Annotated in this window: 20 protein-coding genes and 2 tRNA genes; 16 read left to right on the top strand and 6 right to left on the bottom strand. The window is 35.9% G+C overall.

Annotated features, from left to right (window positions below; genetic code table 11):
• Positions 1-156 precede the first annotated feature (156 nt).
• Entirely contained in the window at positions 157-825 is a 669-nt protein-coding gene (locus tag V4538_07905; GenBank protein MES2380949.1) for a hypothetical protein, read from the top strand.
• A 1-nt stretch (position 826) separates the two neighbouring features.
• On the opposite strand, the gene V4538_07900 is transcribed toward V4538_07905, so the two are convergent.
• From V4538_07900 to V4538_07890, 3 genes are all read right to left on the bottom strand, one after another.
• Positions 827-2,104 carry a replication-associated recombination protein A gene (locus tag V4538_07900; GenBank protein MES2380948.1) on the bottom strand — a complete coding sequence of 426 codons (1,278 nt, stop codon included), beginning with the start codon at positions 2,102-2,104 and terminating at the stop codon, positions 827-829.
• Between the two features lie 261 nt (positions 2,105-2,365).
• On the bottom strand, positions 2,366-3,082 hold the full coding sequence (locus tag V4538_07895; GenBank protein ID MES2380947.1) for a pirin family protein: 717 nt from the start codon (positions 3,080-3,082) through the stop codon (positions 2,366-2,368).
• A 393-nt stretch (positions 3,083-3,475) separates the two neighbouring features.
• A complete protein-coding gene (locus V4538_07890) occupies positions 3,476-5,203 on the bottom strand; it encodes a tetratricopeptide repeat protein (protein MES2380946.1) in 1,728 nt (575 codons plus the stop codon).
• Positions 5,204-5,272: 69 nt separating this feature from the next.
• Between V4538_07890 and V4538_07885 the strand changes: the two genes are divergently transcribed.
• From V4538_07885 to V4538_07875, 3 genes are read left to right on the top strand one after another with little or no spacing between them, the layout of a single operon-like run.
• On the top strand, positions 5,273-5,476 hold the full coding sequence (locus tag V4538_07885; protein MES2380945.1) for a fructose-6-phosphate aldolase: 204 nt from the start codon (positions 5,273-5,275) through the stop codon (positions 5,474-5,476).
• A 26-nt stretch (positions 5,477-5,502) separates the two neighbouring features.
• Positions 5,503-6,204 carry an ATP-binding cassette domain-containing protein gene (locus V4538_07880; GenBank protein ID MES2380944.1) on the top strand — a complete coding sequence of 234 codons (702 nt, stop codon included), beginning with the start codon at positions 5,503-5,505 and terminating at the stop codon, positions 6,202-6,204.
• Position 6,205: 1 nt separating this feature from the next.
• Complete coding sequence (locus V4538_07875) at positions 6,206-6,973, top strand: alpha/beta fold hydrolase (GenBank protein MES2380943.1); 768 nt, start codon at positions 6,206-6,208, stop codon at positions 6,971-6,973.
• On the opposite strand, the gene V4538_07870 is transcribed toward V4538_07875, so the two are convergent.
• A complete protein-coding gene (locus tag V4538_07870) occupies positions 6,970-8,283 on the bottom strand; it encodes a DEAD/DEAH box helicase (protein ID MES2380942.1) in 1,314 nt (437 codons plus the stop codon). The genes V4538_07875 and V4538_07870 overlap by 4 nt on opposite strands.
• Positions 8,284-8,346: 63 nt before the next feature.
• Complete coding sequence (locus V4538_07865; GenBank protein MES2380941.1) at positions 8,347-8,598, bottom strand: DUF1456 family protein; 252 nt, start codon at positions 8,596-8,598, stop codon at positions 8,347-8,349.
• Positions 8,599-8,862: 264 nt separating this feature from the next.
• Between V4538_07865 and V4538_07860 the strand changes: the two genes are divergently transcribed.
• The 12 genes from V4538_07860 to V4538_07805 all read left to right on the top strand — a co-directional run bounded on the left by V4538_07860 (position 8,863) and on the right by V4538_07805 (position 18,325).
• Positions 8,863-8,938 (top strand) — tRNA-Gly (locus V4538_07860).
• Positions 8,939-8,978: 40 nt separating this feature from the next.
• Positions 8,979-9,063, top strand: a tRNA-Leu gene (locus V4538_07855).
• A gap of 151 nt (positions 9,064-9,214) precedes the next feature.
• On the top strand, positions 9,215-9,817 hold the full coding sequence (locus tag V4538_07850) for a hypothetical protein (GenBank protein MES2380940.1): 603 nt from the start codon (positions 9,215-9,217) through the stop codon (positions 9,815-9,817).
• Between the two features lie 106 nt (positions 9,818-9,923).
• Positions 9,924-10,529 carry a DapH/DapD/GlmU-related protein gene (locus V4538_07845; protein ID MES2380939.1) on the top strand — a complete coding sequence of 202 codons (606 nt, stop codon included), beginning with the start codon at positions 9,924-9,926 and terminating at the stop codon, positions 10,527-10,529.
• Between the two features lie 101 nt (positions 10,530-10,630).
• Positions 10,631-11,323: a PAS domain-containing protein gene (locus V4538_07840; protein MES2380938.1), complete on the top strand. Its 693-nt coding sequence runs from the start codon at positions 10,631-10,633 to the stop codon at positions 11,321-11,323.
• 161 nt (positions 11,324-11,484) lie between these two features.
• Positions 11,485-12,012, top strand: coding sequence for a hypothetical protein (locus V4538_07835; protein ID MES2380937.1), 528 nt, complete (start codon positions 11,485-11,487; stop codon positions 12,010-12,012).
• A 123-nt stretch (positions 12,013-12,135) separates the two neighbouring features.
• On the top strand, positions 12,136-14,142 hold the full coding sequence (locus V4538_07830; protein MES2380936.1) for a PAS domain-containing protein: 2,007 nt from the start codon (positions 12,136-12,138) through the stop codon (positions 14,140-14,142).
• A 211-nt stretch (positions 14,143-14,353) separates the two neighbouring features.
• Positions 14,354-14,791, top strand: coding sequence for a response regulator (locus V4538_07825; protein MES2380935.1), 438 nt, complete (start codon positions 14,354-14,356; stop codon positions 14,789-14,791).
• A gap of 92 nt (positions 14,792-14,883) precedes the next feature.
• Positions 14,884-15,360: an SRPBCC family protein gene (locus V4538_07820; protein MES2380934.1), complete on the top strand. Its 477-nt coding sequence runs from the start codon at positions 14,884-14,886 to the stop codon at positions 15,358-15,360.
• 72 nt (positions 15,361-15,432) lie between these two features.
• Positions 15,433-17,052 (top strand): T9SS type A sorting domain-containing protein, encoded by a 1,620-nt coding sequence (locus V4538_07815; protein MES2380933.1) that lies wholly within the window; start codon positions 15,433-15,435, stop codon positions 17,050-17,052.
• 183 nt (positions 17,053-17,235) lie between these two features.
• Positions 17,236-17,763, top strand: a complete 528-nt coding sequence (locus V4538_07810; GenBank protein ID MES2380932.1) for a hypothetical protein — start codon at positions 17,236-17,238, stop codon at positions 17,761-17,763.
• Positions 17,750-18,325, top strand: coding sequence for a pyridoxal 5'-phosphate synthase (locus tag V4538_07805; GenBank protein MES2380931.1), 576 nt, complete (start codon positions 17,750-17,752; stop codon positions 18,323-18,325). Before V4538_07810 ends, V4538_07805 begins: the two co-directional genes overlap by 14 nt.
• A gap of 87 nt (positions 18,326-18,412) precedes the next feature.
• Here the strand turns inward: V4538_07805 and V4538_07800 are convergent, their stop codons facing one another.
• A complete protein-coding gene (locus V4538_07800) occupies positions 18,413-19,090 on the bottom strand; it encodes a TetR/AcrR family transcriptional regulator (GenBank protein MES2380930.1) in 678 nt (225 codons plus the stop codon).
• Positions 19,091-19,208: the final 118 nt, after the last annotated feature.

The following is a 19,208-nucleotide window of genomic DNA, read 5'->3' as shown; positions in this document are numbered from 1 at the left end:
AGCTTTGTTTTAAGGACCTATTTATTGTAATGGGTTTACAACTGGAAAGGTTTAAAAATAATATAAGCGTGCTTATTTAAATATGCTTCAATTTGTTTTATTTGTGTAGCACAAACCCGAACAAATAGTTACGGCAAAACCTATTAAACTTAAACTATGAAAAAAACAATTATTGTATTAATGAGTGTGCTTGCATTTACAAGCAGTAAAGCACAAATTGAAAAAGGCAGCATTGCCTTAGGTTTAAATGCAGGCTTAGGCTTTACCTATGACTCCGATAAATATCAGTCGAACAATTCTTTTAGAATAAGCGCACAACCCGTTTTTGAATATTTTATTGCCAACAACCTAAGTTTAGGGGCTGCTGTTAACAGTAGTTTTCAGTTTAGCAACAGTGAATACACTGAATACACGCTCATTCCTTATTCTTATAAGTCCGACAATTACAGACAAACTTATAGTTTAAATATCCTGTTAAAAAAATATTGGTTTGCCAGCCCTCAAATAGGGTTTACGGTATCGCCCCAGCTGGCTTCTACTTACGCAGAGGAAAATGCGAGTAACACCAATGATAACCGCACCACTACCTATAATACAAACTATTGGTACAGTTCAGCTATGCTTAATGTTGGTGCCGTGTATTTTGTAAGGCCTAATTTGGCTATTGAAGCACAAACCAATTTTATTAATTATTCTAATTACCCGGGCAGTCCCAGTTCCAATAATAATGAGCGCCATAGCTTCTCGGTACTGGCTTTTCAAAGCAGCTTAACCCTTGGTATTAAATATGTTTTCGGTAAAAAGAAAGATAGCTTAACGCCATAGGCTAATAGCCGTATTTTTCTTTCCAGCGTTGCTTTAAAAAAGCCCTCAGCTCTTTTTCTCTCGGGTTATTACCGGGCTCGTAAAACTTAAGTCCGCTAATGGCTTCGGGTAAAAACTCCTGCTCTACAAAATTATTGTCGTACACATGCGCATATTTATAATCCGTACCATAACCTATATCTTTCATCAGCTTGGTAGGTGCATTACGCAAGTGTAATGGCACGGGTAAGTTGCCTTGTTTGCGTACATGGGCCAAAGCTTCGTCTATAGCCATATAGCTGGCATTGCTTTTTACCGAGGTAGCCAAATATATAACACACTGCGATAATATAATGCGGCTTTCGGGCATGCCTATCATTTGCACTGCCTGAAAACAATTGGTAGCTATTAACAAAGCATTGGGGTTGGCATTGCCTATATCTTCGCTCGAGAGTATAAGCATACGTCTGGCTATAAACTCAACTGTTTCACCAGCATCTATCATGCGGGCTAACCAATACACCGCTGCGTTAGGGTCGCTGCCGCGTATGGATTTAATAAAGGCAGATATAATATTGTAATGGGTTTCGCCATCTTTATCGTACACCGCAATTTTACGTTGCAGTACTTTTTCTACTATATCATTATCAATTACAACTTCTTCGTTTGGCTTAAAATGGTTCACCAACATTTCCAGTAAGTTCAACAGCTTGCGTGCATCGCCCTGACTTTGCACAAACAGTGCATCAGTTTCTTTAAACGTAATCACCCGCTTTTGCAAATACTCATCACGCTTAATAGCATCTTGTGCAATAGCCAATAAATCATCGGCACTTAAATCGTTTAGTATATAAACCTGACAACGCGATAGCAATGCATTGTTTACTTCAAAGCTTGGGTTTTCGGTAGTAGCACCAATCAGTATAATGCTGCCGTTTTCTACCGCACCTAACAATGCATCCTGCTGGCTTTTATTAAAGCGGTGTATCTCATCTAAAAACAATAATACTTTGCCTATTTTTTTGGCTTCTTCAATAACCTTTCGTACTTCGGCCACCCCTGCACTAATAGCACTAAGCTGGTAAAAATGTAAGCCCAACTCATTGCATATAATTTTAGCCAGCGTAGTTTTACCTACTCCCGGTGAGCCCCAAAACAATAAGGAAGGAACTGTTTTATTGATAATGGCCTGGCGCAAGGCTGCCCCCTTGCCTACTATATGCTCCTGCCCAATATATTCATCTAAATTTTGTGGACGAACGCGCTCGGCTAATGGCTTTTTAAGGTCAGGTTGATTCATGAGTAAGAGAAACTTTTTTTACAATATTAGCTTACCAAAACTATAAACAAAAAGAATGTGGGGAATATATAAACATAAAAAAACGCCACCATTGAACGGTAGCGTTTTCCATTTTTCTAAAAGCGTTGACAAGTGTTTTATTGAGTACCACCTATTTGTAGGAAAGTATCAAAATTGTCAATTTGAGCGAAGGGGAGTTTGAGCGGAGCCGAAAACTCGAGTTTTTGACTTCGTTAAAACAAATAGTTATCCATTTTTTAATTATACGCTCATCGGTATTTCCATTAACAAAAACTCTGCATCCGTTTCTGCCTGTATGCTTATTTTATCGGTATCCCAAATACCAAATCCATCGCGGGTTTCAATGGTTTGTCCGTTTACTTTTAACGTACCGTTCAGGTTAAACAAATACAAACCATTGCCTTGTTTTTTAAAGTGGTATTCGGTTGCAACACCTTTATCAAACTTACCTAAATGGAACCATGCATCCTGGTGAATCCAAACACCTTCATCATCTTGATTAGGCGATAGTATTTGCTGTAATTTATTATGCCTGTCGGCTAAGTTTAAAGTTATCTGGTCGTAACGCGGAGTAACATTGCGTTTATTGGGGAATACCCAAATTTGTAAAAACTTAACCGGTTTCTCTTTGCTTTTGTTATACTCGCTGTGGTATATACCCGAGCCTGCACTCATTACCTGTATATCGCCACTTTTAATAACAGCCACATTGTTCATGCTGTCTTTGTGTTCCAAATCTCCCTCCAGCGGAATGCTAATAATTTCCATATTGTCGTGCGGATGACTTCCAAAACCCATCCCTCCTTCTACACTGTCATCGTTTAAAACCCTTAATACACCAAAGTGCATTCTATCCGGATTATAATAATTAGCAAAGCTAAATGAGTGTTTACTTTTTAGCCAGCCATGGTTTGCATCGCCACGGGTTTCGGCTTTATGAATAACTGTATTTTCCATAATTTTTGTTGTTGTATTCGGTATATGATTAAATCCTACAATATCTAATTCTTTCAATTCGTCAATATCGTTTTTAGCAATATTGCCAATGGCAGTTGAGGCAACAAATAAACTGGTGCCCATAAATCCTTTCTTTAAAAAATCTTTTCTGTCCATAACCTATTGTATTATGCACACAAAGTTACGTACGTTCAAAATTTAAAAACGATGAACTAGATTAAGAAAATTGAGGTAGCGGTTTATAGGTTTATGGAGTTGATAAGGTTAATAAGTTGGTTTCGGCTTATTGATTGTTGAGACTGTTAAATTGTCCATGGTTGGAGTCCCCACCAACCAATAAAAAAAGGCCGTTCCAAATGGAACGGCCTTTTTTGTATAATAATTTTCAGTTAACTATCTGATAGCTCCTTGGAACAATGGATTGCTAAACAATTTACCAAATTCCATATCGCTTTTAGCCATATTTCTAACGTCACCGTTAAGACTTACCGCTTTGGTTAAGTTTGCAGCTACATCTTCTAAATTAGAAGCACGGGCAGCAGCAATAGCACGTAAGTAGTAATGGTTCCATTTTAACTCGTCAGGGTTCATACCATCAATAATTGCTTTGCAACCGTTGGTATTACCGTTTAACAATTCAGCTAAAGCAGCGTTGAAATCTTTGATACCACTTTGTTTGAAAGCAGCAGAAGCTTCAGCGTATTTACCATTTTTAATAGCTAATAAACCTAAGTTGTAGCTTACATCAGCACCTTTAGTACCAGCCATGTTGTAGTATTTAGCAGCTTCAACATAGTTACCTTGCATTTTGTAAACAACACCTAAGTTAGCTAATACTGTAGGGTTTTCGGCACTAATAGTTAATGCTTTTTCTAAATTAGCTTTAGCACCATCGTAGTTAGCTTGGTTAATTTGAGTAACCGCTAAGTCGTTAAAACTTCTCCAGTCGTTAGTTTCTACTGCTTGGTAAGCATTTAATACTTCTGCTTTTTTAGCAGCATCAGAAGTAATAACTTGTAAGTGGAATAATTCTTTTGGGGTTAACTTATCGTACATACCGTAGAAAGTTTTTAACTCATCATCCGTTTTCATAGGGTTAGCTCCTTTAATAACTAACTCCGATCTACGTAATGTAGGTAAAATATTTTCTCTGATTTTAGCTCTTACTTTAGGGAACTGACGGATAATTAAACCTTCACGTTCTTCATCGCTAATTGATTTGTTTCTAACTACCGCTAAAATTTCTTCTTTTTCTTTAAAATCAGAAGCAACAATAGCTTTTTCAAAACCTAACCAGTCTTCAGCTAAAGTATAACCACGTGTAAAGTTTTCATCGTTTACTTCAGCAAAGCCTAATTTTTTCAACTCTTTTTTAAAGAATTTGAAAGTTGACTCTTCACGTCCTTTTGATAAGTTAGTATTTCTATCTAACTCTCCATCAGGCGAAGCATATGCATTGATGGCAATACCACGTGCTACAAAGTTTTTATCAGCTTTTAACAAGTTACGTAATTCATCAATTTGTGCTTTGTTACTTAAGCTTTTACCTACTTTAAAGTTAGGGTTGAATTTATCAACATCAACAGGGAAATAAATATTTACTGTTTTGTTAACGGTTTCTACTTTATAATCATCGCTGGTAAAAATAGCTATGTCATTATTATTTACTAATAAAGGAGTAGTAATAGTACCCTCTGCCAATGCACCAACAGTTACAGGAACTACCACACCGGCAGCTGTAAATTTAGGCATTAACTGAGCGCGTTTCATACTAGGAGTATAAGCAATTTTTGTTGCATAGCTAACACTTCCACCTGTTTTGGTATCAATAGTTTGGTCAGCACTGCCTTTGGCTTTAGTACCTTTTACAGTAGTTTCCTTTAAGTTAATAACTGAACCGTCTTCACATTTAATAAAAGGTGAAAAGGTAACTACAGCCTTAGGGTTAATTGAATTGGCAGGTACAGTTGCATTGATGCTAATTTCAACACTATCACCTTTTAACTCTAAAGGATTGGGAGTAACTGTGTAATTGTTTTTACTAAAGTTGTTCGGTACGCTACATGCAGCAAAAATACTTAGGCATGATACTGCGAGAATAACTTGTCTCTTATCTCTCATATTATTTTATAGTTTTGTAGGCGCAAGTATAATTATTTTAAATAATATTAGGTAACAAATTTTAAAACAATGTATATAGTAAAAATTAAAGGGGTAGCAAAAATTCCGGATTACTTACAGGTACGAGACGACAACTTTACGCTTATTTGCTATACAAGGACTGACCGACCGGAGAAAGCCCTTGAAAAATGTGGACTTGGCAACCATATTGAAAAAATTAAAGAATTAATGAATGCCATTCCTTTTGGACAAGTAACCCCTTTAACACTTTAAAAACTTAACTAAAAAATCATTTTAACATGAGCAATACACCAGTTATAATACTTAACAATGCAAGCATTTTTCAGCAAAATACATTGATTTTATCCGATGTAAACCTTTCCGTTAACGAGAGCGAATTTGTTTATTTAATAGGCCAAACGGGTAGCGGAAAATCAACCTTATTAAAAGCGCTTTATGGCGAATTATTATTAAACAAAGGCGAAGGAAATGTAGCGGGCTTTAACTTAGCCCAACTTAAAAACAAAGAAATTCCTTTTTTAAGAAGAAAGATAGGTATTGTTTTTCAGGACTTTCAACTGTTAACGGACAGAAGCGTATATGAAAACCTGTATTTTGTATTACAGGCAACCGATTGGAAAAACAAAGCGGAAATGGACACCCGTATTAACGAGGTACTGGAAATGGTAGGATTGGATACCAAAAGCTTTAAAATGCCTTTTGAGTTAAGCGGTGGAGAGCAACAACGTTTGGTAATAGCACGTGCTTTGTTAAACAAACCTGCTATTATATTGGCGGATGAACCGACAGGAAACTTAGACCCAGAAACCAGCAATGGCATTATGGAACTATTGCACCAGATTTCAAAAAATGGCACTTCGGTTTTAATGGCCACACACGATTACAGATTGATTGATAAATTCCCGGGTCGTATAATCCGTTCTGAAAAAGGTTCTATCAGTGAGCTGGCTATGCTGGAGGAAAGATTAAAAGGACACTAGTATGCAACTTAATTTTAAAAAATATGGCAGCAGCAATGAGGTGCTTATTATTTTACATGGCTTTTTAGGCTCGCTTGATAACTGGCACACCTTAGCTACAGAATGGTCGGCTTTTTATACTGTTTATACAGTTGATCTTCGTAACCATGGCAAATCACCCCATACGGACCATTACTCCATACCTTTAATGGTGGAAGATATAGCGGAGTTTATGGACCAGCAAAACATTCCATCTGCATACATTTTGGGCCACAGCATGGGTGGCAAAGTAGCCATGCAATTTGCCTTTAACTATACGCATAAAACGGATAAATTAATTGTAGCTGATATTGCCCCTCGACAATATAAACGTGGGCATGATACCATTTTTGAAGCATTGCATGCGGTAGATTTTAATACGATTACCAAGCGTAAAGAAGCGGAAGGGCTAATGATGCATTTGGTACCTGACTTTGGCACCCGACAATTTTTATTGAAAAACTTAATCAGCACACCGGAGGGTAAATATGCCTGGCGTGTTAACCTACCTGTATTGGAGGCTGATTACGAAGAAATTATTAAACCGATTGCATACGATGGCGTGTTTACCAAACCGGCTTTGTTTTTAAGGGGCGAATTATCAAACTATATTACCAAACAGGACGAAACAGAGATTATTGAGTATTTTATTCAGTCGCAAATAATAACTATTGAAGATGCAGGCCATTGGCTGCACGCGGATAATCCAAAAGCTTTTTCGAAACAGGTATTACAGTTCTTACAAAACTAGCTGGCAATTTCCATTTTTACTTTTTTGTTTTTTATTTTTTCGTCTTTTATCAGCTGCAATGTCTTGCGTATTTTACTGCTTTTTACAGCCACGTAAGCCGAGAAATCCAATACTTCTATTTTGCCTAATTCCTCTTTTTGTAAGTTTCCTTTTTGCAAAAGCATACCCACAATATCCATTTTATTTATCTTATCCTTTTTGCCTGCAGCAATGTATAAAGTAGTCCACTCATTAGGCTTGGGTTTTATAAAACTATTGGGCAGTGTTTCTGCTGCCGGTGTTTCTTTTAAAAATGGTGGCAAGGTATCGCCAATATCCAGTAAAAAATAAGCCGTACCTTCTGCGTGCATTCTGGCAGTACGCCCATTTCTGTGTATCATTACATCTTCGGTTAATGGCAACTGGTAATGAATTACCGCTTCTATTTCCGGAATATCCAAACCACGTGCAGCTAAATCGGTTGTTACCAATAAACGGGTGCTGCCATTGCGTAATTTAATCAATGTTTTTTCTCTGTCTATTTGTTCCAAGCCCCCGTGGTAAAAACCATGCTCTACCTGATGTAAGTTTAATTGTTCGCTTATTCGGTTTACCGCATCGCGGTGGTTACAAAATACTATCTTGCTTTGGTCGCCTAGCTTGCCTATTAATAACATCAAAGCTTCCAGCTTATCATCGCCTTCCACTTGTACCGATTTTACTTTTAAATTAGGTAATACTTGTTTGTTGGCATTGGCGTAATTTAATTGAAACTCATCCTTAAAGCCAACAAATGCGGGTATTTCTTTTAATTGGGTAGCAGAGGTTAACACTCTTTTTCGTAAAGTAGCCATCTGCTTAATAATAAAACCCATTTCATCCTGAAAACCCGCTTCCAATGATTTATCAAACTCATCCAAAATCAATATTTGGGTTTGGTCTAAAATCACATTCTCTTTTCTTAAATGATACGCAATACGTCCCGGAGTACCTATTAAAACAGCAGGTGGCTGCTGTAAGTTATTTTTTTCCACTTTTACCGCATGCCCGCCATAACAACAGTTTACTTTAAAACCCGTATTCATTTGCTTAAACACCTGTTCTATCTGTATGGCTAACTCACGTGTTGGCACTATAATCAATGCCTGCACATTATTGTTGTCTTTATCTAACAAAGTAACCAAAGGCAATAAAAAAGCCAGTGTTTTACCTGAACCCGTTGGCGATATTAGGTTTACATCGTTATTGTTTGCAATAGCATCTATGGTAGCTTCTTGCATGGGGTTTAGCTTTTCTATATTAAAATGGCTAAGTATTGTTGAATAATTCATTGATAAGGATTGTGCTTAAAAGTATAGTGTGCTGTTAACCTAGGGCTAACTAGCTGATTTGATTTAAAGGTTTTCTTCTTTGGCAGGTGCTTTATCTTCCAGCTTGCCTCTTTTATGAATAATTAAACCATTTAAAAAATTGCGTAATATCTGGTCGCCACAAAGCATAAATTTGGGGTGGTCTTCGCTTCTGAACAAAGCGCCCAATTCACTGGCTGAAATATTAAAATCGACCAATTTACAAATAGCTATTATTTCATCATTGCGCAAATGCAGCGCTACCCGGAGCTTTTTTAGTATATCGTTATTGGTCATTTTAAACTTTATTTAGGCTGCAAAACTAATGCTATTGCCCGTATTTATACTATTTACCCTTTTTTTATTCCGATAGCTTTCATAGCAAACCACCATTTTGTGCTTTACAAAAAACTTTTTGTATGCACGAAACAATGCCTTTTTATTGGCTTTTATAAAAATTGTAAAATTGATTTTAAGGGACTTAAATATTTTTTTGAAAAAAAATGTACTTTACACTTGGCAACTTTATAAGTTTTTATACATTTGCACTCCCTAAACAATGCGAAAGTAGCTCAGCTGGTAGAGCGCAACCTTGCCAAGGTTGAGGTCGCGAGTTCGAACCTCGTCTTTCGCTCCACTAAGAAGTTATTAGTGAAAATTAATAACTTCTTTTTTTTGCCCGGGTGGTGGAATTGGTAGACACGCAGGACTTAAAATCCTGTATCCTTTAAAGATGTGCGGGTTCAAGTCCCGCCCCGGGTACTAAACCGAATCAAGTTTTTGATTCGGTTTTTTTATTGCCTTTTTAAATCATTCACTCGCGTTTAGCGAGTACTCTGGGTAATTTGCAGTAAACAGATTATAATTGTGTGTAATAAAGATTCACATTTATTAAGTTACAGGCAAGCCAAATATGAGTTATAGTTACAAAGAGTTTCCAAAGGACGTTTTAAATGCTTTTGATACAATTATCAAAAAATACAATCTTGCTATTGAACAAAGTGAAGACTGTTACGTTACACTTTCTAACAGCTTTGTTGAAATATCATTCTCATTTGAAAGAGGTGATTTATACTCAGAATTAGGGAAAAAAGATGATGATTTTACCTTCGCAATTTTCCAGGTTTACAAACATTTATATGGAAACCAAGCGGAAGATAATTATCAAGTCTCTAAAATTGGCACAAAACAATTTGGATATCCAAAGACAGATTTAATATGGTTTGCTAAATTATTTGAAAACGAGCTTTCATCTGTTATGACGGGCAATTTTGATTGGTATAAAGAATTACGAACTGAAAAAGAGTACGAGAAACAATTAGTTGCTGTCATATTAGGACCTCATTTAAATTACGAACATCCAATCAAACAAAAGTTTTGGAAAGGAGATTCAACTTGGAGACAGGATATTGAATACTTTATTAAAGAGAATAATATCGAACTAGAGTCTGGCCATAACAGCACATTGCCAAAAGTGGAACGTTCATGGCGGCAGAAACTTTTAGGCTTCAAATAAACATTAATGCTAACCTGACAAATGGCGCGTTTCGCGAGTAATTACATTACTAATTCCAAACAAACACTCGCGAAACGCGAGCGAATGCTGAAATGATTTACGAAGTATGATAGACATTGAAAATTATATAGAAAATAGCAGGATGAAGTTTCCACAAATGGGCACCTTGCAGCCCTGGGAAATTATTGACAATTTGGACGATATACTATTGCAAAGCATCAAAACATTAGACAGTAATTATAAAATAGAAAACAATATTGCCATACACAAAACAGCAATTATTGAACAAGGAGTGGTTTTAAAAGGAACCATTATAATTGCTGAAAATTGTTTTATAGGTGCAAACGCTTATTTGAGAGGACCCATTTTTTTGAGTAACGCTGTAAAAATTGGACCGGGCTCAGAAATAAAACAATCTATCATCTTTGACCATTCAGCAATAGCACATTTCAATTATATTGGAAATAGTATAGTTGGACAGCACATTAATTTTGAAGCAGGCTCTATTTGTGCAAATCACCTTAACGAAAGACAAGACAAAATAATTTTTATAACACATAACAACCAAATTATTGACACCAAAACGGAGAAATTTGGTTCTTTAATTGGCGACCATTCAAAAATTGGCGCCAATGCCGTTTTATCACCAGGTACCATTTTAGAAAAAAATAGTATTGTAAAACGACTTGAATTAATTGAACAAACGAAATGACAGATGAGCGCACTTAGTGCAGTGACCCTTATAAAACTCATTTTATAACTTAACTATTATCATAAATGAACATTTGATGCGTAAATACCTTTGTTTTCAATATGGGTATTCATAATTCAATAATTTTAGATCTAGTTAAAAATAATCCTGAGCAACTAATAGAATTGCTTAAAGCTTATCAAAGGGCAATTGATGTAAATATAATTTCATCAATTACTGATGAAACCGGCACAATTCTTTATGCAAATGATAAATTTTGTGAAGTATCAAAATACAAAAGAGATGAACTCATTGGACAGAATCACCGAATAATTAATTCCGGATATCATACAAAAGAGTTTTTCAAACAAATGTGGGAAGCAATTAAAAGTGGAAACTCCTGGCAAGATGAAATTAAAAATAAGGCTAAAGATGGAACCATTTATTGGGTTGACACTGTTATAATACCAATGAGTATACCCGAGGGAAAAACAACTTTTTATCTTTCGCTGCGAACTTTAATTACTGAAAAGAAAATTGCTGAAGAAGAAAGAAAAGATTATACAGAGAAACTACGTGAAATGCTTCATATGACATCTCATAGAGTTCGATCTCCTTTAGCAAGATGTTTAGGTTTAATGGCACTTGTAGAACATGATACAGTAATTACTGAAGAAGAATTACAATATATAGTATCACATTTAAAATCCAGCGCATTAGAACTTGATGTATTTATTAAGGAACTAACGTTATTTATGGATGATATAGAGAAAAAATATAACCCCAGTATTGTGCTTACTCCACCACAAGAATAGTTTTACTATTAAGCCAGCTAACAAGCGCTATTATTATTTTTTCGTTTCAGAAACTGCTATTTCCTTATCACCTTTTGCTATTAAGAAAAAATATTTATCGATTTGAATTTATAAAAAATAGATATGTTTGATAAATAATTTTCCTAAAACAAAAGGAACACATGCTCAAACAAATTTTGATATTTACACTTGTTTTTATTACTTCATGCGTGCATAGTGACAAGACAAATACTACTTACAACACCCATACAACACAAGAGCCTGTTTCAGAAAAAGAAAACAAAGTAAACAATGCTTTGGCATTCATTAATGCTTACGTTGAAAATGCAAACAAAATGAACAAAGCCATGGGTATAATGGAATGGGCTAATTCAAATAGTTTGACAACAAAAAGCTTTAAAGCCGAATTGAAAAGAATAATGGATGAAGCCTATAAACAAGACCCTGAATTAGGGCTTGGCGCTGACCCTATATTTGACGCACAAGACTATCCGGATCAAGGTTTTGAACTGGAAACGTTTGACGAAAATACCCATTATATAACGGTAAAGGGAAAGGACTGGCCAGCATTTAAACTAACCATGAAAATGGCAGAGGAAAATGGAAAATGGTTAGTTGACGGATGTGGAATAATTAATATTCCTGATAGCAAAAAGCAAAGAGGTAAAAACCTGTTTGGTGATTTATAAAATAGTAATACATTGCTATAAGAAACAGGTAAGAGGGAAAGCAAACATTTTAGTAAACAGGAACAGATAATTTTTGCAGGTATAAATAATGAAATACAGAAACTAATAACCCCTAAAGCGCCTATGATTAACTTCTTTTCTGTACCCGATAAGGAAAAAAATTACCAAAGCTACATGGTATATGTGCTGGCCATTATGTGGGCATTTGTTATTTCCGGTACTGTATCTATGGGCTTCTTTTACTTTCCTCTTTTATGGCAAAGATGGTTAACTTTTATTGTAGTATCTTTCTTAATAGGTGCTGTTACACTTACCATAAATAGCTTAAAGTATTCACGCCTGGCAAGTATAATATTAACAGGTACTATATGGTTATTAATTACCATACCCTGCTACTCGGCAGGCGGTATTATGGCACCGGGTATTTTATCGCAAATGAGCGTAATACTAACAGCCGGTTTTTTATTGGGCTGGCGTGGCGGACTGGCTATTGGTTTACTAACAATTGGCACTGATTTTTGGCTGGCTTACATAGAAGTAAAAGGTAATTTGCCCGTTCCAACGGTTACGCATAACCCATTAACCCGGTGGATTGGTGCTATTATTCCTTTTGGTACCATCCTTGCTTTGCAATATTATGCTACTAACCATCTTCGCACCAGTTTAATTGCACTTCAACGCGAAATAAAAAAGCGGGAGCAGGCAGAAAAAATATTAAAACAAACAGTGCATAACCTTAGAGAGCGTGTAAAAGAACAGAAAACGCTTTACGCAGTAAGTAATATTTTACAGAATGAAAATACGCCCGTTAAAAAACTTTTGCAGGAGATAGCTGCTATTCTTCCATCGGGCTGGCAATACCCCGATATTACTGCTGCCCGTATTTGCTTTGCCGGAACAACTTATGCTACGGACAATTACAAGCCAACATCATACAGTCAGCATGCTGAAATAAAAACCAATAGTGGTTCTATGCTGCATATAGAGGTTGTCTATTTGCAACAAGTACCCGACATGGACGAAGGCCCATTTGTGAAAGAAGAGCGTAACCTTATAAACATGATAGCTGAAATGGTTAAAATAAACCTTGAGCGAAGAGAACGTACAGCTGAGTTAAACGATTATAAATATGCATTGGATATTGGTTCCATGGTGAGCATATCCGGGGCTGATGAATGCTTCACTTTTGTAAATGATAATTTTTGCAAAACAAGCAAGTATACTTCAGCCGAATTGATGGGTAAAAACTATGGTATTATTATGTCGGGCTACCATCCTCGTGAATATTTTAAGGAATTAGAAATTGCCTTGCAAAGAGGTAAACCATACAGGGGTGAATTTTGTAACAAGGCAAAAGACGGAACACTCTATTGGGTAGACACCACAATTGTTCCGTTTGTAGATGATAACGGGAAAATATATCAATACCTTTCTATTAACTATGATATTACCGAACGTAAAGAGGCTGATAATAAAATTAAGCAAAGCGAACAGTTGTTAAAGAAAATTACCAGCCAGGTTCCCGGCAATACTTATTTATTTGAAATTGAAGAAAGCGGACATTCTAAAATACTTTTTATTAGTCGTGGAACTGATACCGTTAACCATAACTATGGTTTTGACGAACTTTCAGAAAAGCCGGAAATATTAAGGGAAATACTACATGAGGATGATAAGGTTAAATTCAATGATACCATGAAGGAAGCTTACCGAACGGAGTCAATGATAAGTTTTCAATACCGAATAGTTATAAATGGAAATATAAGATGGCGTTGGATGCAGGCAGTTCCCGAAAAAGACAAGGACGGTAAAACATTGTGGTATGGTTCCACCAGTGATATTACACCGCTTGTTGATTATTTAGCATCCATTGAGCAGATTATTTTTGATATAAGCCATGTTATGCGCAGACCCGTTTCTACCATGTTAGGTCTGTCAAAGCTTATTATAGATGGCGATTTGAGTGAAAATGAGATTAAGGACTTATCGCAAAAACTGTATCATATATCCGAAGAAATGGACAAGTTTATTCATGAATTAAATACCGACTACCAGCTAAAAAAACAAAATACACAACATAATATTGATATTTCATCGACTATAGATAAAAGAAGTTATTTATTCCAATAATTTAAGGTATCTATCCTACCAACTCAGTAAGCTTTGGATATGTTAAACAAAAAAATAGCTTTGTAAATATAGCCGTACACTTATCAGGGTAATCTGCCTAAAAAAGGGTACCTATATTATTATGCTTCAGGTGCACAAACAAGTTATACAGCACTCAATGGGTCATATACTAAAAAAAACAAGACCTAACCTAACAACTTAATTTACTTATATGAACAAACGCGGGCCAATTATAATTATTGAAGACGACATGGACGACCAGGAGATTTTGACTGAAATATTTCAAGAACTCAATTATAGCAATAAACTTGTTTTCTTTGAAGACAGCCTGCAAGCGTTGGAATATTTGACAGATACGGACACTGAACCTTTCCTTGTACTTTCTGACATCAATATGCCCAAACTAAATGGTATGGAATTAAGAGAAAAAATTCACAACAATGAAGATTTGAGATTAAAGTCTATTCCTTACCTTTTCTTTTCTACCAGTGCTGAGCAAAAACATGTAGTTGACGCTTATTCGAGGTCTATTCAAGGATTCTTTGTTAAACCAAGTAAGTATGCCGAATTAAAAAGCACTATTGTAAAAATTGTAGAATATTGGCAAGAATGTGTATCGCCTAATTATATTAAAAACGCGCAACAATAAAGTGTACTCTATATAATGGAACACTTTACAAATCACCTGTAAATAATGCAATTATTTTAAAAAACGGTGTAACACTTCTTACTATATAAGAAATGAACTTTACCATACCTAATTCTAAAAAATTAGTTAAGATGAAAAGTACACTCATAGCTGAAACATCGGTAAGCGTTCATGCAAGTCCGGCCCAAGTTTGGAGGGCATTAACAACACCCGCTTTGATAAAAAAATATTTGATGGACACCGATGTAACTTCCGATTGGAAAGTAGGAAGCGCCATTGAATATAAAGGCGAATACCAAGGTAAAAAGTACCACGATAAAGGAGTCATAAAAAAGCTGGAGACTGAAAAAATATTCCAAAGCACTTATTGGAGTTCCATGTCGGGAAAGGAAGACAAGCCGGAGAATTATAATACTGTTACCTACAAAATAAAGGAGCAAAACGATAAAACAGTTATAACGCTGACTCAGGATAATATTGCTTCGGAAAAAGAGAAGGAGCACGCAACCGAAAACTGGAAGATGGTATTAAACAATTTGAAAGAAGTGGTTGAGGGTGTAAAGCAATGAAACTTCATTGAGATATCAACAGTATATAAATTAGTAAAAAAAACATAAATATTAACCCTTAAAATGTAAGCTATGTTAACACCATTACTTTTCAGCCGCGGTTTGAAATTACCTGCTAACTATATTAAGCACCCATCATTTCAAACCATTACGCACAAACATTATTTAAAAAATATAGTGGCTGCGTTGTTTATATTTTATGCAGGCTTTGCTTATTCACAATCAGCAACACTTACACCCGTTAAGGATATAGGTATGCATACGGTGACGGTTAGTGTACCTACCAAGTATGCGGCAGCTTTCCCGGCAGGCAGAACACTCAGTGTACAGTCTGATTATACGGTTTCTATTTTCCATGCCGGTGGAATGACCAAACCCAGGTTTATGTCATTCAGTCCATCAGGCGTATTGCATGTTTCCGATATGAGTGCAGGAAAAATATGGGCCATGCCTGATGAAAATAAAGATGGTATTGCCGATAGTTTTATACAAGCTGCTTCAGGTTTTTCAGGTAACCACGATGTTAAGTTTTATAAAGGTGCCATGTATGTAACAGAACCTACGCGTATATGGAAATGTATGGACGCCAATGGCGATGGTGTTTATGAAACCAAAACAGTTTTCATTAGTAATTTAGGCAATAATGAAACCGGTGGACACAGTACCCGAACTGTTGTTTTTGATTCGATCAATGCAAAAGTATATGTATCGGTAGGTTCATCGTGTAATGTTTGCAGGGAAAACCATCGTGCTATTATTGAACAATACAATGAAGACGGAACAGGCCGCAGGGTATTTGTAACAGGCACAAGGAATCCTGTTGGCATGACTTTACACCCAAAAACGAATAAGCTTTGGGCAAACAATAACGGAAGCGATCAGCAGGGCAATGAAACACCACCTGAATGGATAGATATAGTGCGTGATGGCGGTTTTTACGGACATCCGTTTGCATACGGAAGTGGTGTATGGTTTAATTTTAATGCCCATACTGACTACTCAGCTCTTTTACCTATTACGGCCACTGACTCGGCTAAGGCAGCTACTTTGGTACAACCGGCAGCACTTATACGGGCACACTCTGCTCCTATGGCTATTGAGTTTCTGAATGCAAGGTCAAACACCGCCATGCAACATGGTTTCCTCTCTGCATTGAGAGGTTCGTGGAATACTACGGCACCTAACAACTTTAGAGGATTCAAAGTAATTTATGGTCACTTAGCATCTGACCTTGATACCACTGTAGACTATGTAGCTGATTTTTGTACAGGCTTTTTAACCGATACGGTTAACAGGGTTTTCTGGGGCAGACCTGTAGGCATAGCCATTGATAAACATGGAAAAGTATTTATCAGTTCTGACGAAAGCAGCAGTATTATATTGGTGCTAACACCAAAAGAAGGAACAGGCATTGGTACCATCAAAAATGCGAATGAAGAAATTGGCAAAGTATATCCCAACCCTTTTAAAAACCAGTTTACCATTCCGTTTAATTTAGAAAAAGCGACTATAGTAAACGCAATATTATACGATGTTACAGGTAAGGAAATTACTACGGTAATGGATCAGTATTTTACGGCAGGAAGTCATACACAACCAATAGCTATAAGCAATTTAACCGCAGGCTCCTACTTCCTTAAAATAACAACTGAAAACAATACCGTTACACAAAAGCTGGTTGTATTAGATTAATTTAGTATACAACAAGTCTTACACTCTTCCCCACTCGCTCGCATATTGCGAGTGCGTGTATGAATAAGCCTCTGGCTAAACATCATTTCCTTTTTGATAACTTATAAAAAAAGTTTAACCTCGTAATGAAAAAACATTACTGAGTATTTCATAATGTATAAGCCCTTTTAAAAAGACACGACAATGACAATAAGAACCTTTTGGACAATCTTTATAAAAATTTTAGGTGTTTGGTTAGTGCTAGACAGCGTGACAGTTATACCACAGTTTCTTTCTACACTCTTTTTCACAGACTCAAACAACACAGTACAAAATTTTGCTTTGACTGTAGCTCTTTTACTTTTGACAATTGGTATTTATATTTTCATTTTACGGCTTTTTGTTTTTAAGACAGCTTGGCTCATTGATAAACTGCATCTTGACAAAGGTTTTGACGAAGAAAAAATAGACCTTAATGTTCCGCTTTCAACAGTATTGACGGTATCAACAATTGTTATTGGTGGGTTAATGTTTGTTGACAGTTTACCACAGCTTTGTAAGCAGACATTTGTGTTTTTCCAGCAACAAAATGTTTTTAGAGAAAGTCCAACATCAGGTTGGATATTTTTCGAGTTAGTAAAAACGGTTTTAGGCTATTTACTAATGACAAATAGTAAACAAGTTGTAGCATTTATTAACAGGCAAATAACAAAAGAAAATGACACCTATTGAACTTTTTAACAAGTGGTTTAAGGAAGAGCTAAACTTAACAAAGGTTAGGCTACCTTATGCTTGTTGCTTCTCCACTATAGGCATAGATGGTTTCCCCAATGCTCGATTTGTTTCATTCAAAGATGTTGTAGAAACGGGTTTTATTGTAACCGGAACTTTAACAGCAAGAAAAGGAATTGAAATAAACAACACCAACCAGGTTGCTTTAACCTTTTGGTGGACAGAAACCGAAAGACAAGTGAGAATACAAGGCCATGCTACAGCCATTACAGAGCAATTGGCTGATAAATATTTTGGGGAACGAAACAGGGATAGTCAGCTAGTTTCCATAGTAAGTGAACAGGGGCAAGAAATAGATAACATGGAAATGCTTACTAAAAAATATGAAACCCTTGAAGCCACTTTTTTAAACAAACCATTAATAAGACCGGATAATTGGGGTGGCTATTTAATTGCACCCAAAAGAATAGAATTCATGGAGTTTAAACCAACACGTTTTCACGACAGAAAATTGTATGAACTCACAAACGGGCAATGGATAGTAAAACAATTACAACCTTAATGAGAAGTAAGTCTAATGCTAAAATTTGTGTTACTGGCTTTCATCTTACGAGTGTGTATGTAGAACGCTACATAACAAATACAACCACTAACTTTTCTTCAAGCTATTAAAGACCAAATCATTTAAAAAAGAATTTATTTCGCTTTCCTCTTTGGTTTTACCGAAATCGGTAAGTGATGGCAGATTATTCATAAAGAAATTTTGAAAATGTGCCATTTCAATAATTGTTGACGCTAATGATTTTGGGTATTTATATTTGGGGTTACATTCTAAAATAATATTACTAACAACAGCACAAAGGTCTTTGTATGGCTTAAAAAATTGCTGTTTGTTATCTTCTCCTACTTGTTTGGTAAGATATGCCTTTGATCCTTCTGAAATAATAATTTGATGAAGTAAACTTTCGTTTATATGGCTTGTTTGCTCATCATCTTCAACGGCTGTTGCCAAAAGTTTTATTACCCTTTTTAACCGAATAGCCGGATCCTTAATATTATTGGTATGGAAACTGATCTGAAACTCAAGCCAACCCCAATACCAAGCGGCCAAGTAAACCAACAACTTATGCTTGTTTTCAAAATAACGATAAACTCCTGCTTCCGTTGAACCAATATCTTCTGCAAGTTTCTTAAAAGTAAATGCCTCAAAACCTGTTTTATGGATTAGCTCAATACTGTGTTTAAGGATGTTCTTTCCTAACTCCGAACCTTCGGGATTACGAAGAAACAAGGCTTCATTCATTTTTATCTGTAACTGTAACTTCATGGTAGATATATTTTTTACTGCTATTAACCAACGCAACAAACCTACGGAAAATATTTTTACAATTTTTTATGATAGTATTACTATCATTTGGAAAACTATTTCTATCTTTGCCAAAACT

It is taken from the genome of Bacteroidota bacterium (assembly GCA_040388375.1).
In the GTDB taxonomy this organism is placed as follows: Bacteria; Bacteroidota; Bacteroidia; order UKL13-3; family UKL13-3; genus JAAFJM01.
The sequence above is the reverse complement of the archived record's forward strand: the minus strand, read 5'-3'. Positions and strand labels throughout refer to the sequence as shown.

Coding starts and splice junctions, on each gene's coding strand:
- V4538_07905 (MES2380949.1), top strand. CDS start 157: ATGAAAAAAACAATTATTGTATTAATGAGTGTGCTTGCATTTACAAGC.
- V4538_07900 (MES2380948.1), bottom strand. CDS start 2,104: ATGAATCAACCTGACCTTAAAAAGCCATTAGCCGAGCGCGTTCGTCCA.
- V4538_07895 (MES2380947.1), bottom strand. CDS start 3,082: ATGGAAAATACAGTTATTCATAAAGCCGAAACCCGTGGCGATGCAAAC.
- V4538_07890 (MES2380946.1), bottom strand. CDS start 5,203: ATGAGAGATAAGAGACAAGTTATTCTCGCAGTATCATGCCTAAGTATT.
- V4538_07885 (MES2380945.1), top strand. CDS start 5,273: ATGTATATAGTAAAAATTAAAGGGGTAGCAAAAATTCCGGATTACTTA.
- V4538_07880 (MES2380944.1), top strand. CDS start 5,503: ATGAGCAATACACCAGTTATAATACTTAACAATGCAAGCATTTTTCAG.
- V4538_07875 (MES2380943.1), top strand. CDS start 6,206: ATGCAACTTAATTTTAAAAAATATGGCAGCAGCAATGAGGTGCTTATT.
- V4538_07870 (MES2380942.1), bottom strand. CDS start 8,283: ATGAATTATTCAACAATACTTAGCCATTTTAATATAGAAAAGCTAAAC.
- V4538_07865 (MES2380941.1), bottom strand. CDS start 8,598: ATGACCAATAACGATATACTAAAAAAGCTCCGGGTAGCGCTGCATTTG.
- V4538_07850 (MES2380940.1), top strand. CDS start 9,215: ATGAGTTATAGTTACAAAGAGTTTCCAAAGGACGTTTTAAATGCTTTT.
- V4538_07845 (MES2380939.1), top strand. CDS start 9,924: ATGATAGACATTGAAAATTATATAGAAAATAGCAGGATGAAGTTTCCA.
- V4538_07840 (MES2380938.1), top strand. CDS start 10,631: ATGGGTATTCATAATTCAATAATTTTAGATCTAGTTAAAAATAATCCT.
- V4538_07835 (MES2380937.1), top strand. CDS start 11,485: ATGCTCAAACAAATTTTGATATTTACACTTGTTTTTATTACTTCATGC.
- V4538_07830 (MES2380936.1), top strand. CDS start 12,136: ATGATTAACTTCTTTTCTGTACCCGATAAGGAAAAAAATTACCAAAGC.
- V4538_07825 (MES2380935.1), top strand. CDS start 14,354: ATGAACAAACGCGGGCCAATTATAATTATTGAAGACGACATGGACGAC.
- V4538_07820 (MES2380934.1), top strand. CDS start 14,884: ATGAACTTTACCATACCTAATTCTAAAAAATTAGTTAAGATGAAAAGT.
- V4538_07815 (MES2380933.1), top strand. CDS start 15,433: ATGTTAACACCATTACTTTTCAGCCGCGGTTTGAAATTACCTGCTAAC.
- V4538_07810 (MES2380932.1), top strand. CDS start 17,236: ATGACAATAAGAACCTTTTGGACAATCTTTATAAAAATTTTAGGTGTT.
- V4538_07805 (MES2380931.1), top strand. CDS start 17,750: ATGACACCTATTGAACTTTTTAACAAGTGGTTTAAGGAAGAGCTAAAC.
- V4538_07800 (MES2380930.1), bottom strand. CDS start 19,090: ATGAAGTTACAGTTACAGATAAAAATGAATGAAGCCTTGTTTCTTCGT.